The sequence below is a fragment of the Nocardioides islandensis genome, from assembly GCF_015352455.1.
Classification (GTDB): Bacteria; Actinomycetota; Actinomycetes; order Propionibacteriales; family Nocardioidaceae; genus Nocardioides; species Nocardioides islandensis.
In genome coordinates this window covers 211,473-225,098 of sequence record NZ_JADKPN010000004.1, presented here as the reverse complement: position 1 = coordinate 225,098, position 13,626 = coordinate 211,473, and the positions used below count along the sequence as shown (strand labels likewise).

The 13,626-nt window shown below is 71.6% G+C and carries 16 protein-coding genes; 8 read left to right on the top strand and 8 right to left on the bottom strand.

Going from position 1 to position 13,626, the window contains the following annotated elements; translation table 11 throughout:
• The first annotated feature begins 37 nt into the window (after positions 1–37).
• The 6 genes from ISU07_RS09905 (at position 38) to ISU07_RS09880 (ending at position 3,791) form a co-directional block, all read left to right on the top strand.
• Positions 38–511 carry a GNAT family N-acetyltransferase gene (locus ISU07_RS09905; RefSeq protein ID WP_323742526.1) on the top strand — a complete coding sequence of 158 codons (474 nt, stop codon included), beginning with the start codon at positions 38–40 and terminating at the stop codon, positions 509–511.
• 171 nt (positions 512–682) lie between these two features.
• The gene (locus ISU07_RS09900; RefSeq protein WP_194706614.1) at positions 683–904 is read left to right on the top strand and encodes a hypothetical protein; all 222 of its coding nucleotides are present in this window, start codon (positions 683–685) and stop codon (positions 902–904) included.
• 28 nt (positions 905–932) lie between these two features.
• Positions 933–1,799 carry a polyphosphate kinase 2 family protein gene (locus ISU07_RS09895; RefSeq protein ID WP_194706613.1) on the top strand — a complete coding sequence of 289 codons (867 nt, stop codon included), beginning with the start codon at positions 933–935 and terminating at the stop codon, positions 1,797–1,799.
• A 5-nt stretch (positions 1,800–1,804) separates the two neighbouring features.
• Positions 1,805–2,593 (top strand): HipA family kinase, encoded by a 789-nt coding sequence (locus ISU07_RS09890; protein ID WP_194706673.1) that lies wholly within the window; start codon positions 1,805–1,807, stop codon positions 2,591–2,593.
• A complete protein-coding gene (locus ISU07_RS09885) occupies positions 2,590–2,973 on the top strand; it encodes a DUF3037 domain-containing protein (RefSeq protein WP_194706612.1) in 384 nt (127 codons plus the stop codon). The genes ISU07_RS09890 and ISU07_RS09885 overlap by 4 nt, the downstream gene beginning before the upstream one ends.
• Complete coding sequence (locus ISU07_RS09880; protein WP_194706611.1) at positions 2,970–3,791, top strand: alpha/beta fold hydrolase; 822 nt, start codon at positions 2,970–2,972, stop codon at positions 3,789–3,791. The genes ISU07_RS09885 and ISU07_RS09880 overlap by 4 nt, the downstream gene beginning before the upstream one ends.
• On the opposite strand, the gene ISU07_RS09875 is transcribed toward ISU07_RS09880, so the two are convergent.
• The 5 genes from ISU07_RS09875 to ISU07_RS09855 form a co-directional block, all read right to left on the bottom strand.
• On the bottom strand, positions 3,742–5,160 hold the full coding sequence (locus tag ISU07_RS09875; protein WP_323742525.1) for an amidase family protein: 1,419 nt from the start codon (positions 5,158–5,160) through the stop codon (positions 3,742–3,744). The two genes, ISU07_RS09880 and ISU07_RS09875, sit on opposite strands and share 50 nt — an antisense overlap.
• A gap of 62 nt (positions 5,161–5,222) precedes the next feature.
• Complete coding sequence (locus ISU07_RS09870; RefSeq protein WP_194706610.1) at positions 5,223–5,963, bottom strand: sirohydrochlorin chelatase; 741 nt, start codon at positions 5,961–5,963, stop codon at positions 5,223–5,225.
• A gap of 106 nt (positions 5,964–6,069) precedes the next feature.
• On the bottom strand, positions 6,070–6,816 hold the full coding sequence (locus ISU07_RS09865) for a phosphoadenylyl-sulfate reductase (RefSeq protein ID WP_194706609.1): 747 nt from the start codon (positions 6,814–6,816) through the stop codon (positions 6,070–6,072).
• Positions 6,813–7,013 (bottom strand): hypothetical protein, encoded by a 201-nt coding sequence (locus tag ISU07_RS09860; RefSeq protein ID WP_194706608.1) that lies wholly within the window; start codon positions 7,011–7,013, stop codon positions 6,813–6,815. The genes ISU07_RS09865 and ISU07_RS09860 overlap by 4 nt, the downstream gene beginning before the upstream one ends.
• Entirely contained in the window at positions 7,010–8,734 is a 1,725-nt protein-coding gene (locus ISU07_RS09855) for a nitrite/sulfite reductase (RefSeq protein ID WP_194706607.1), read from the bottom strand. The genes ISU07_RS09860 and ISU07_RS09855 overlap by 4 nt, the downstream gene beginning before the upstream one ends.
• A gap of 376 nt (positions 8,735–9,110) precedes the next feature.
• On the opposite strand from ISU07_RS09855, the gene ISU07_RS09850 reads away from it, so the two are divergent.
• The gene (locus ISU07_RS09850) at positions 9,111–10,532 is read left to right on the top strand and encodes a glycine hydroxymethyltransferase (protein WP_407671409.1); all 1,422 of its coding nucleotides are present in this window, start codon (positions 9,111–9,113) and stop codon (positions 10,530–10,532) included.
• Positions 10,533–10,669: 137 nt separating this feature from the next.
• Here the strand turns inward: ISU07_RS09850 and ISU07_RS09845 are convergent, their stop codons facing one another.
• Together ISU07_RS09845 and ISU07_RS09840 are read right to left on the bottom strand one after the other, a co-directional pair.
• A complete protein-coding gene (locus ISU07_RS09845; protein WP_194706605.1) occupies positions 10,670–11,800 on the bottom strand; it encodes a phosphotransferase in 1,131 nt (376 codons plus the stop codon).
• A gap of 68 nt (positions 11,801–11,868) precedes the next feature.
• Entirely contained in the window at positions 11,869–12,534 is a 666-nt protein-coding gene (locus ISU07_RS09840; protein ID WP_194706604.1) for an MOSC domain-containing protein, read from the bottom strand.
• Positions 12,535–12,573: 39 nt separating this feature from the next.
• Here ISU07_RS09840 and ISU07_RS09835 point away from each other — a divergent pair, with 39 nt between their 5' ends.
• On the top strand, positions 12,574–13,047 hold the full coding sequence (locus ISU07_RS09835; RefSeq protein WP_194706603.1) for a MarR family winged helix-turn-helix transcriptional regulator: 474 nt from the start codon (positions 12,574–12,576) through the stop codon (positions 13,045–13,047).
• Here the strand turns inward: ISU07_RS09835 and ISU07_RS09830 are convergent.
• Entirely contained in the window at positions 12,950–13,624 is a 675-nt protein-coding gene (locus ISU07_RS09830; RefSeq protein WP_194706602.1) for a hypothetical protein, read from the bottom strand. The genes ISU07_RS09835 and ISU07_RS09830 overlap by 98 nt on opposite strands.
• Positions 13,625–13,626: the final 2 nt, after the last annotated feature.

Here is a 13,626-nt window from a genome sequence, read left to right as displayed (position 1 = left end):
GCCGGTGCGAGGAGTGCCTGATCATGACCGAGCCGACGTGGTGAGACCCGAGGTGCGTCTCAGGAGGGTCGAGGACGCGGATGTCGACGTGTTCTTCGGCCACCAGGCGGATCCCCAGGCGGTCGAGATGGCGGCGTTCCCGGCTCGAGGCAGGGAGCAGTTCGCGGCGCACTGGGCGAAGGTCCGTGCCGACCGCGCCAACGTGACGCGCACGATCGTCGCGGACGGCAGGGTGGCCGGCTACATCGGCAGCTGGCCCGCGGATGGTCAACAGCACCTCGGCTACTGGGTCGGACGCGAGTGGTGGGGCCGTGGCGTCGCGACGCAGGCCCTCACCCTGCTCATGGGCGAGGTGTCGGTCCGCCCGCTGTATGCCCATGTCGTCAGGCACAACGTGGGCTCGATCCGGGTCCTGGAGAAGTGCGGGTTCCGGCGCGATCGCGCGGAGGAGGCGACGGCGCCCGCTCCTGACGACGGCATCGAGGAGCTCGTCTACGTGCTCGACCCGTGAGGGCTCCCTGGACTCACGAGGGCTCGGTTGTTACTCGCGCGTAGATCTTTGTTACCGAAAGTGAATGCAATGACAACGAGTTGACGTACAGTCCTTCCAGCGAGGCTCGGCATGCCAGAGCCTCGGCGCTCCGTCGAAACCCCCCAACGACAGAGCCCAGGAGGGCCCCCCGTGACGTTGCCGTACACCGAAGACTTCGCCCAGCACCGGACCGACGAGGTCGGTTCGTGGATGCCGGGCCCGTTGCCGCCGATCCACACGCGTGTCCTGCACTGGCTGCGCCACGACCGCCTCATGGTGATCGGGTGGGCGTGCCTGGTGGCGGTCATGCTGGCCGCGCTCCTCGGTCTCCCCCCGCTCCTGCGCACGATCGGGGCAGCCACCGCGCAGTGACGCGGGCGATCTCGGACATGATGGGCGCATGTCGAGCGCCCAGGGGACGTCCCAGCCCTTCACCGACCTGCTCCGTCTGAAGCCCGGCCCGGTCGACCTGACCGCGATCGAGACGAACGCGGCGCCGGGGTACGACGGGGACAAGAAGTCCGGCAAGGCTGACCTGTGGGCGATCGGCGAGGAGCTGTTCGACCTCCAGCAGCGACTGTTCGCCGGCAAGGACGACGGCCAGCGGTCGGTGCTCCTCGTCCTCCAGGGCATGGACACCTCGGGCAAGGGCGGCACGCTCAAGCACACCGTCGGCCTGGTCGACCCGCAGGGCGTGAAGATCACGTCGTTCAAGGCGCCGACCAAGGAAGAGCTCGCCCATGACTTCCTGTGGCGGATCCGCAAGGGGGTGCCGGGGCCGGGGATGCTCGGCGTCTTCGACCGCTCGCACTACGAGGACGTGCTCATCGTCCGGGTGCGCGAGCTGGCGCCGCACGACGAGATCGAGCGGCGGTACGCCGCGATCAACGACTTCGAGCAGGAGCTGGTCGACAGCGGGGTGACCCTCGTCAAGTGCATGCTGCACATCTCGCCGGACGAGCAGAAGGCCCGGCTGCTGGACCGGCTCGCCGACCCGACCAAGCACTGGAAGTACAACCCCGGCGACGTCGACGAACGGGAGCGCTGGGGGCAGTACCGCGCGGCGTACGAGATCGCGCTCGAGCGCAACAACACCGAGCACGCCCCCTGGCACGTGATCCCGGCGGACAAGAAGTGGTACCGCAACCTGGCCATCGGCAGCCTGCTGCTGGAGACGCTGCGCCGGCTGGACCCGCAGTGGCCGACGGCGGACTTCGACGTGGAGGCCGAGAAGAAGCGGCTGACGGACGAGGCGCCGATCTCTTGACGTCGGTGAACGGTCTGGAGAACGTCCGCGTCACCAGGTACGTGACGCCGCTGCGCGAGGGCGGCAGCCTGCCCGGGATCGTCGAGGCCGACGACCTGGGCACCTACGTCTGCAAGTTCCGTGGCGCCGGCCAGGGCGCGCGGGTGCTGGTCGCCGAGGTGATCGTCAGCGGGCTGGCGACCAGGCTCGGCCTGTCGACCCCGCGGCTCGTCGTGCTGGACGTCGACCCTGCGCTGGCCAGGTACGAGGCGGACGAGGAGGTTCAGGACCTGCTCAACGCCAGCCCGGGCCCGAACCTCGGCGTGGACTTCCTGCCGGGGGCGTTCGGGTTCGACGGCGAGGTCGATGCCGAACGAGGTGGTGCCGACGACTCGGTCGGCGCCAAGGTGCTCTGGCTCGACGCGTTCACCGCCAACGTCGACCGCACGTGGCGCAACCCCAACCTGCTGCGCTGGCACGGCGACCTGTGGGTGATCGACCACGGCGCGGCGCTGTACTTCCACCACGCGTGGGGCGCCGGCGTCACCGCACCCGATCGGTTCGCCGCCCAGCCGTGGGACATGGCCCACCACGTGTTCGGCTCGCGCGTGGGCGGACTGGCCGCCGTCGACGCCGAGGCCGCGGACGTGCTCGCTCGTGAGGTCTTCGCCGAGGTGCTGGCCGACGTGCCCGACACCTGGCTGGAACCGGTGCCCGGCGCGGACTCGCCGGACGCGCTGCGGGCGGCGTACGTCGAGTTCCTCACCGCCCGACTCGGCACCCGCCAGTGGTTGCCGCTGGAGCGCGCCTCATGAGCGCGGAGCACCCCTACCAGTACGTCGTCCTGCGCTGCATGCCCCGCGTCGACCGGGAGGAGTTCCTCAACGTCGGCGTGGTGCTCTACTGCCAGGCGACCGACTTCCTCCAGGCGGCCTGGAACGTCGACCGCGAGCGGGTCACGGCGCTCGACCCGCGCATCGACGTGGACCAGGTGTGCGACGCGCTGGCGTTCGTCGACGGGGTCTGCGCCGGCGACGAGCGCGGGGGAGAGGCGGCCAAGCAGCCGATCGGCACGAGGTTCGGGTTCCTGAAGGCGCCGCGCAGCACGGTCGTGCAGCCCGGACCGGTGCACGGCGGCGTCACCGAGGATCCCGCGCGCCAGCTCGAGCACCTGCTGGAGAGGCTGGTCGGGTGAAGGTCTTCCTCGGCGACGGACGCGCCCTGCGCTACTGGTCCACGGCGACCCCCGGCCCCATCGTGCTGGTCTTCCACGGCACGCCCGACACCCGCCGGATCGCGATGACCGGCGACCAGGCCGCCCGCGAGGCCGGCGTCCGGCTGCTGTCGTTCAACCGGCCGGGCTACGGCTCGTCGACACCGACCGCCACCACGCACACCTCGGTGGCGCGGGACGCCGCCGAGCTGATGGACATCTGGGGCGTCGGGCAGGCAGCGGTCATCGGGATGTCGGTGGGGGCGACGTACGCCGCCGCGTTCGCCGCGACGTACCCCGAGCGCACCACGGCCCTGGCCCTCGTCTCGGCGCCCGACATGCAGGTGACCGAGGCCGAGGGCACCGTGGAGGAGGCGATGGAGCGGCTGCGGCCGGGGTTCATGGAGTGGCGGGCGAAGGTCGACCCCGACGACGAGGACGACGAGGCGCTAGCGGCGCGGTTCCTGGCCGAGCTGCCCGAGGCCGACGCCGACCTGCTGGGTCGGCTCGGCACCGGGCTGGTGGCCGACGCCGCCTGGGACGCGCTGAGCAAGCCAGACGGGTACCTCCGCGACGCCGCGCTCCTCTTCCGCGAGTGGGACTTCGACCCCTCCGACGTGCGCGCCCCGACGTCGATCTGGGTCGGCGAGCTGGACGACCGCGCCGTCGCGGCGTCGTCGTGGTGGGCCGAGCGCATCCCGCAGGCCACGGTCGAGCGGGCGCCGGGCACCACGCACCTGGCGACCCTGCTCACCCAGTGGCCGCAGATCCTCGAACGCCTCGGAACAAGCTCGGGTTGACGACCGACGGGGCCCTGCGGACGTTCGCGGCCTCCTCGTACGCCGCGGCCAGCACCAGCAGCACGCCCTCGCTGCGCGACGGACCCACCAGCCCGAGTCCGGCCGGCCGCCGGTTGTCGGCGCGGTACCCCGCGGGCACGACCAGGCTCGGGTACCCCGCCCGCGCGGCGTACCCGCAGCCGTAGGGCCCCGGGAACACGATCGCCGCTGCGTCGGCCATCGCCAGCGTCGCGTCGATGCCGTGCTCGCCGGCCAGTGCCAGGTCGCGAGCCCTCTTCAGCTCGTACGCCGCCCCCTCGGCCTCGTGGTCGACGGCCGCGGCGGTCTCCAGGTGCACCTGGCCGAACTTCAGCGCCTCGTCGGCATGTGCGGCGTTCCAGGCGACCAGCTGCTCCATGCTGCGGATCGGCGCGCCCTCGGGCAACCGGGCGAGGTAGGCGTCCAGGTCCCGGGCGAACTCGTGCAGCAGCACCGGGAACTCGTCGCTCTCCGGGATCGCCGGCACGTCGACCAGCACGGCGCCGCGCTCCTTCAGCACCTCCAGCGCCGCCTGGAACAGCTCGGCCTCGGGGCCGGGTACCTCGTCGGGGACCGGCGGCACGGCCAGCCGCGCACCGCGCAGCGTGCCGGGGCCGGAGCCCTCGCCGTACGTCTCGGCGGCGAGCACGCCGAGCAGCGCCGCCGCGTCGGCCACCGTGCGGCACATCGGCCCGGCGCAGTCCTGGCTGGACGCGATCGGCAGCACGCCGCCGCCGGGCACCAGCCCGAGGGTCGGCTTCACGCCGACCAGGCTCTGGTTCGCCGCGGGGGACAGGATCGACCCGTCGGTCTCGGTGCCGACCGTGACGGTCGCCAGTCCCAGCGCGGCCGCCGCCCCCGAGCCGGAGCTCGAGCCGCTCGGGTCGAAGCGTACGTCGTACGGGTTGAGCACCTGCCCGCCCAGCGAGGAGTACCCGCTCGGCATGTCCTGGGCCATGCAGTTGGCCATCTCGGTGAGGTTCGTCTTGCCGATCACCACCGCGCCGGCGTCCCGGAGCCGGGTGACGAGGTCAGCGTCGCGGTCCGGCACCGAGTGCTCGAGCGCCAGCGCCCCGGCCGTCGTGGGCAGGCCGGCGACGTCGATGTTGTCCTTCACCAGGACGGGCACGCCGTGCAGCGGTCCGCGCACCTGTCCGGCCGCACGTTCGGCGTCCAGCGCCGCCGCCCGCTCCTCGGCGTCCGGCGCCAGGCAGCGGATGGCGTTCACCAGCGGGTCCAAGCGGTTGATCCGCTCCAGGTACGCGCCGACCAGCTCGACGCTCGTCGTACCGCCCGACACCATCGCCGCGCTCACCGCCGCGACGGTCGCTGTCTCCAGGTCCAGGTCCACGGCCTGACCGTAGTCCGCTGGTCGAGGAGGGCCGTCAAGGCCCGTCACGAGACCTCGTGAGGTCAGACGGGGACCAGCTCCACCGCACCGACGGCGTACCGGGCCAGGATCGTCCGGGCCAGCTCCGGGTGGGCACCCAGGGGGTCGGCGACGGCGACGGCGCCGGCCTCCAGCGCCAGCTCCGCGGCCCGGTCCGGCAGGAAGCCGGGGGCGAGGAACAGCGAGGCGACGGCGATGTGGCGGCGGCCCTCCTTGCGGAAGGCGCGTACGGCCTCACCGGTGGCCGGGGGAGAGGACGAGGCGAACGCCGCGGTCACGGGCAGCTTGTGGTGCGTGCCCCAGAGCCGGGCGAGCCGGGCCACCGACTGGTTGGCCAGCGGGTCCGAGGAACCGGCGGCGGCCAGCACGAGGGCGTCGAGCTCGCGGGCGCGAGCGGCCCTGAGGGCCTCGCGCATCCGCAGGTCGAGGACCTCGAGGAACCGGGGCTCCAGGCCGAGGATCGGCGTGGCGCGGATCTGCACCTCGGGGTGCGCGGCGGACGCCGCGGCGACGGCGGACGGCACGTCGACCTTGGCGTGGTAGGCGTCCGTCAGCAGCAGCGGGACGACGACGATCTCGTCGTGCTTGCGCGCGAGCCGGTCGATCGTGGTGTCCAGCGACGGCTTGGACAGGTCCAGGAAGGCGCGCTCGACCTTGAGGTCGGGGCGCATCGCGCGGACCTCCTGGACCAGCGCGTTGATGGTGGCGGCGGAACGGGGGTCGCGGCTGCCGTGGGCCAGGGCGACCAGAGCGGGAGCGGCCATCAGCGCGCCCTCCTCTCATTCTTCTTCTCGGGCTTCATCAGGGTGTTTCCGGGACGGGCCCCGACGCCGGTGGCGGGACCAGGGGATGGGTTCGTGGGGAGGGCGGTCATCGATGGATCCCGCACTCGGTCTTGTTCGTACCTGCCCAGCGACCGCTGCGCGGGTCCTCGCCGGGGTTGACCCGGCGGGTGCACGGCGCGCAGCCGATGGAGGGGTAGCCGTCGTACACGAGCGGGTTCACCAGGACGTGGTTCTCGGCGATGTACCGCTCGACGTCCTCGTCGCTCCAGCGGGCCAGCGGGGACACCTTGACCTTGCCCTTCTTGGCGTCCCAGCCGACGACCGGCGCGATGATCCGGTTGTGGGTCTCGGCCCGGCGCAGGCCGGTGGCCCACGCGTCGTACTCGGCCAGCGCACTCTGGAGCGGCTGCACCTTGCGCAGCGCGCAGCACAGGTCCGGGTCGCGCTGCCACAGGTCCTTGCCGTACTCCGCGTCCTGCTCGGCGACGGACTGCACGGGCGTGATGGTGAGCAGGTTGACCGGCATGGTCGCCTGGACGGCGTCGCGGGTGCCGATGGTCTCCACGAAGTGGTAGCCGGTGTCGAGGAAGACCACGTCAACGCCGGGTGCGACCTTCGAGGCGAGGTGCGCCAGCACGGCGTCCCCCATGGACGAGGTCACGCAGAAGCGGTCGCCGAACGTCGCCACGGCCCACTCGATGATGTGCTCGGCCGGCGCGAGCTCCAGCTCGGCGCCCACGTGCGACACGAGCTCGCGCAGCTCCTCGGGGCTGCGGCCCTCGGTGTGCGAGCCGCGGTTCTCCCGGGCGCGGATGGTGGTCGCGGCGGTCATGACGCGGTCTCCGGCCGGCGTACCTGCCCGAGGAAGGTGACGGCGAAGGCGCGCAGGCACGCGCGGCACTCCCAGCCGCCGCCCACGTCGTCGGGACGCGGGAAGAGGTTCTCCTCGCCGCAGTAGGGGCAGTGGAACGGAACCGCGCGTGGTCCCTGAGGAGCCGAGGAACGAGGCGTCTCGAAGGGTTCGGTCATGCGGAGACCCCTGCCCGGAGGGCCTCGCCACGTAGTGCGGCCTCGTCGGCCCGCACCACCCAGTCGGCGAAGCTCTCGCCGTCGGTGCGCTGCGCGAGGTACGCCGTCACGACGGCGGTCACGTAGTCGTCCAGCTCCGCGCTGGTCACCTTGTGCGCGCGGAGCTTGCGGCCGAAGTTGGCGCCGAGGCCGGTCGCGCCACCGAGGTGGACCTGGAAGCCCTCGACCTGGTTGCCGTCGTCGTCCAGCACGAGCTGGCCCTTGAGCCCGATGTCGGCGACCTGCGTGCGGGCGCAGGCGTTGGGGCAGCCGTTGACGTTCACGCTGATGGCGGTGTCGAGGTCGGGGAAGCGACGCTCCAGCTCGGCGACCAGGTCGCGGGCGCGGTTCTTGGTGTCGACGATGGCCAGCTTGCAGAACTCGATGCCGGTGCAGGCCATCGTGTTGCGCCGCCACTGGGACGGGCGCGCCGAGAGGCCGATCCGGTCGAGGTCGTCGAGCAGTGGCTCGAGGGCCTCCGGCTGCACGCCGATCAGCACGATCTTCTGGTACGGCGTCAGGCGCGCGCCGCGGACGGCGTAGGCGTCCATCAGGTCGGCCAGCTGGACCAGCAGCGTGCCGGAGACGCGGCCGACGGTCGGGGCGATGCCGACGTACAGGGCGCCGTCCTTCTGCTCGTGCACGCCGATGTGGTCGCGGTGCCCGGTCGGCGAAGCGGGGGACGGGGTGCGCTCGAGGCGCTGCCCGAGGTACTCGTTCTCGACCACCTCGACGAACTTCTCGATGCCCCAGTCGGCCACCAGGAACTTCAGCCGGGCGCGGGAGCGCAGCCGCCGGTAGCCGTAGTCGCGGAAGGTCGACGCCACCGCCTCCCAGACGTCCGGCACCTGCTCCAGCGGGATCCAGACACCGGCCTTCTGCGCCAGCATCGGGTTGGTCGACAGGCCGCCGCCGACCCAGAGGTCGAACCCCGCGCCGTGCTCCGGGTGGACCGTGCCGACGAACGACACGTCGTTGGTCTCAGGGGAGACGTCGTGACTGGGGTGCCCGGTGAGCGCGGTCTTGAACTTGCGCGGCAGGTTCGAGAAGCGCGGGTCGCCGATGTACCGGCGGTAGATCTCCTCCAGCGCCCAGGTGCCGTCGATGATCTCGTCCGCGGCCACGCCGGCGACGGGGGAGCCGAGGAAGGGCCGGGGCGAGTCGCCGCAGGCCTCCAGGCTGCTCAGGCCGGCGTCGTCGAGCCGCTTCCAGATCTCCGGGACGTCCTCGATGCGGATCCAGTGGTACTGGATGTTCTCCCGGTCGGTGACGTCGGCGGTGTCGCGCGCGAAGTCGACGCCGATGGTGCCGAGCGCCCGCACGGTCTGCGAGGAGAGCAGCCGGCCGTCCGAGCGGACCCGCATCATGAAGTAGCGGGCGTCCAGCTCCTCCTCCTCGAGCACCGCGGTCTTGCCGCCGTCGATGCCCGGCTTGCGCTGGGTGTAGAGCCCCATCCAGCGGAACCGGCCGCGCAGGTCGGCGGGGTCGATGGAGTCGAAGCCGCGCTTGGAGTAGATGTGCAGGATCCGGGCGCGGACGTTGAGCGGGTCGTCGTCCTTCTTGGACTGCTCGTTCTTGTTCAGCGGCTCGGTGTAGCCGAGCGACCACTGGCCCTCCGCGCGCTTGGGGCGCGGGACCTCGGTGTGCCGAGGTGGCTGGGACTGGAAACGCAAGTCAGGCACGGGAGCTGAGTCCTTGTTCGCTGATGGCCGCGCGCATCGTTGAGCGCGGAGGGGCTGGGGGCGGCGAATTCAGCGATGCCAACACATGGCGCTGCGCGTACGACCGAGGTCCACGTGGCGGCGAGCCACGAGGTACGTCGGGGTCAGTACGGGCGTCATGTCAATGAGTCTCAGGGACTGGACTCCCATCCCACAAACCGGAATCCCATGTGCTGAGACGACCATCCATTATTCGAGACGGCTGCTGGGCGCCGGAGAGGCGCGTTCTCCGGGCCTCACCTGTGGGCACCTCTTCTCGGGGCGCCGAGCCGATCCCTAGTCTGTGCCCGTGACTGAGCTTCCTGCCGGGCTTTCCTCCGGTGCACTCGCCAAGACCGTGTCCAGCGCCTACGACTCCATCCTCGAGGTGATCGGCTCGGTCGAGCCGCGCATCGCCGACGCCACGCGCAAGGAGCTCGCCGACCAGCGCTCCTCGCTGAAGCTCATCGCCAGCGAGAACTACGCCTCGCCGGCGGTGCTGCTGACCATGGGCACCTGGTTCAGCGACAAGTACGCCGAGGGCACGATCGGCCACCGCTTCTACGCCGGCTGCCAGAACGTCGACACCGTCGAGTCGGTCGCCGCCGAGCACGCCCGGGAGCTGTTCGGGGCGCCGTACGCCTATGCCCAGCCGCACTCCGGCATCGACGCGAACCTCGTCGCCTTCTGGTCGATCCTCGCGCACCGCGTCGAGTCGCCCGAGCTGGAGAAGTACGGCGCGAAGAACGTCAACGAGCTCTCCGACGCCGACTGGGAGGAGCTGCGCGGCAAGCTCGGCAACCAGCGCCTGCTCGGCATGTCCCTCGACTCCGGCGGCCACCTCACGCACGGCTTCCGGCCGAACATCAGCGGCAAGATGTTCCACCAGCAGCAGTACGGCACGAACCCCGAGACCCAGCTGCTCGACTACGACGCCGTGCGGGCCAAGGCCCAGGAGTTCAAGCCGCTGATCATCGTGGCCGGCTACTCGGCGTACCCACGCCGCGTGAACTTCGCCAAGATGCGCGAGATCGCCGACGAGGTCGGCGCGACGCTGATGGTCGACATGGCGCACTTCGCCGGACTGGTGGCCGGCAAGGTGTTCACCGGCGACGAGGACCCGGTGCCGCACGCCCACGTGACGACCACGACGACCCACAAGTCGCTGCGCGGCCCGCGCGGCGGTCTGGTGCTGGCGCAGGAGGAGTTCGCGCCGTCCGTGGACCGCGGCTGCCCGATGGTCCTCGGCGGTCCGCTCAGCCACATGATGGCCGCGAAGGCGGTCGCGCTCGCCGAGGCGCGGCAGCCGGAGTTCCGCGCGTACGCCCAGCGCATCGCCGACAACGCCCAGTCCCTGGCTGAGGGCTTCCTGTCGCGAGGCGCGAAGCTCGTCACGGGAGGTACGGACAACCACATCGTCCTCGTCGACGTCTCGACGTTCGGCCTCACCGGCCGCCAGGCCGAGTCCGCGCTGCTCGACGCCGGGGTGGTGACCAACCGCAACTCGGTCCCTCAGGACCCGAACGGCGCCTGGTACACCTCCGGCATCCGCATCGGCACCCCCGCGCTGACCACCCGCGGCTTCGGCCACGACGAGTTCGACAAGGTGGCCGAGCTGATGGTCGACGTGCTGTCCAACACCCAGCCCGGCACGACGAAGGACGGCAAGCCCTCCAAGGCGACGTACGTCCTCGGCGACGGGGTCGCCGACCGCATCCACGCCCAGTCCGCCGAGATGCTCGACGCCCACCCGCTGTACCCGGGCCTCGAGCTCACCTGACGGGTTGAGTTTCGCCCCCGGTACGTGCGACTTGCGCCCCCGGTACGTGCGACTTGCGCCTCCGGTACGGATGAGTTGCGCGTCAGGTACGACGCGCCGGAGCCGGAGGCGCAACTCGGCGGTACCGGAGGCGCAACTCAACCGACGCGGTCCAGGCAGAAGCGGGTGATGGCGGCGCGGTCGGTCATGGCCCGCTCGAGGTCGGGGGTGGGTGGACCCTGGAGACCGTCGTACCCGACGGCCGACAGGCCGCTCATCAGCAGCAGGTGCAGGGCGTGGGAGCGGCGGACGACGGGCTCGGGGAGGTCGCAGCCCTCGTCGCGCAGGCCCCGCACGTACTCGGCCAGGTGCGCGTCGTCGCGCTCGGCGAGGTCGTCGGCCGGCCGCTTGCCGATCTGGACGTCGCCGACGAGCAGCTGGCCGAGGTCGGAGCCGACGGGCATCGGGTTCCAGAAGCCGTAGTCGATCAGGGTGAAGCCGTCCGTGCCCCGCACCGCGAGCAGGTTGTTCGGGCACGCGTCGCCGTGGCCGGAGGTGTGGGGGAGGGCCATCAGCTCCTCGACGTACGCCGGCACCTGGTCGGCGGCGGAGCGCAACCGGTCACGCAGCTCCTCCCCGAAGGTCGCCGCGACCAGCGGGTGCCGCCAGATCCCGTCGTCGCGCAGCATCGGCAGCACCTGGTTCTCCAGCCGCCCGAACGCGTAGTCGCGCATGGTGAACGCCTGCTCGCCGAGCGTGGCCAGGGGAGCGACCCGGCGGGAGGCGGCCAACCGGCCGAGGAGGTACGCCGCCCGGCCGTAGCGCGCGTCGTCCCACGCGCAGTCGACGACGTCGAGCGCCTCCAGCCAGATGGACGCGGACTTCTCGTCGAGGTCGAAGACGCCGAGGGCGCGCGGCATGGCCAGCCCGTCGGGCAGCCGGGTGGCGAGGTCGGAGCGGTAGGCGAGCGCCTCGGTCCGCCACGGCACCGAGGCCTCGGCCATCTCGCGCATCTCCTCCGGGACGAGCTCGAAGAACGGGGACCGCGACCAGGACTGCACGACCTTGACGAACATCGCGTACGGCGCCCGCTCACCCGAGACGCGGGCGGTGCCCCGGACGACGTACCGTCCGCCGGTCGTGATCGCCGGCAGGTCGTAGGGGAACTCCGTCACGGCGGAGTCGAGCACCTCGACGTCGGCGGCCGGCATCCCGAGCAGGTCCGCCACCAGGACGGAGAACGTGGCGTCGTCGACGTCGGCGGGGCCGAGGAGCGAGCGGTCGTGCATGGCGGAGCTCCGATTGGGAAAGTTGATTTACTACTTCGGGAGAAGGTAAAGCGACTTGACGGGTTTCGTCAAGACCGCCGACGGGCGAGCATGTCTCGCAGGTGCTCGTTCTCGTGCTCGGGCCAGCAGTCGGCAGCGAGCACCTGCTCGGCCGCGTCGAGGTCACCCAGGTAGGCACGGAAGGTCGTCGGCACGTCCACGTCGTGCTCGGCACGGTGCACCACCTCGATCGGATCGCCCGGCCGCACCGTCCCGGGCGTGATCACCGCGAGGTAGGCGCCGCTGCGACCGTGCTCGCTGAACGTGCGTACCCACCCGCGCACGCCCATCCGAGCGGCGAACGTCGCGCACGGGATGCGCGGACCGGTCACCTCCACCTCGACGTCGCCGCCGATGCGCCACCGGTCGCCGATGAGTGCGGCGTCCACGTCGATCCCGGCCGTGGTGAGGTTCTCGCCGATCGAGCCGTTGGCGAGCACGACGTCCAGCCGCGTCTCCCAGTAGTCGAGCTCCTCGCGGGCGAAGGCGTAGACCGCCTGGCGGTCACCACCGTGGGAACGGCGGTCGGCGATGAAGTCGCCGACCACGCCGCTGCCCTGACCACCCCGCTTCGGGCCCGGCGCGCGGAGCTCGGCGGAGTCGACCGGCCGCTTGTGGATCCCTGTCGCGCCGACCTGCTTGGCCCCGTTGGGCTCGGACGAGCCGACGTTGACGGTGAGGATCGCAGCGGCCACCGATGGAGCCTACGGCGCGAAAGTTAGTAAAGTGGGTTTATGACCTCGCCGCGAGATGTGCTGCCGGAGCTGATGGCCGGCCTGTTCGGACGCCTCCGCGCCGAGCTGGACGACGGCACCCTGGAGGACCTCCGCATGTCGCACGTCCGCGTGATGGCCGGGGTACCTCCCGAGGGCATCAACGTCACCGAGCTCGCCCACCTGGCCGGCATGTCCAAGCAGGGCTGCGGCCAGTTCGTCACCCAGCTGGTGGACACCGGTCACCTGCGCACGGGGCCGCACCCCGACGACGGACGGGTCCGCCTGGTCTTCCGCACCGAGGAGGGCGACCGCTTCATGAACGGCGTGTACGGCGCCCTGGGCCGCATCGAGGACCGCTTCAGCGCGGAGGTGGGGGAGCGCCGCTTCGCGACGTTCAAGAAGGTGATGGCGGAGCTGGCTGGGAGGTCGGGAAGTGGACCAGCTCCGGCATCCGCTCCGCCTGGGCGAACAACCGCGCCACGGCGTACATGAACGCGGCCAGGTAGCCGAGCCCCGCCACCACACCGACGACGACCGCCACCGTGCGCCCGGCCGGAGCGGCGAGGATCCCGACCCAGCCGCCGGCGACGAGCGCGTTGACGACGCTGGAGAAGAAGATCGCGCTGGCCATGACCTGCTGGGCCGCGGTGCGCGAGTAGCCGAGGCCGTAGGTGCGGACCACGCCGTCGGCGTCGTCGGTGAACCCGGTGGTCAGGTAGGGCTCGAGGCCGGGGTCGAGCGCGACGTACCCCGCCCGCAGCCGGTTCATCCCGCGCATCAGCTGGGCGTCCTCGAGCGACGCGTAGTGCACCCGCAGCGTGGTGAGGGTGCCGGTCAGGAGCAGGGCGAAGCCCAGGCCCAGCGCCAGCGGACGGAAGGACCCGGCGGGGTCGCCGTTCCGCACGTCGAGGGCGAGCACGACGAGCACGGCCGAGGTGAACGTGAGCTGGGCGGTGATCCGGCTCATCACCTCGCTCCACGTCATGGCTCGCGTGGACAGCAGGCTGCTGTGCTCGAGTCCGAGCAGCTGGGCACGTACGGCGGGCGGCACCACGGCCGGGTCGCTCATCT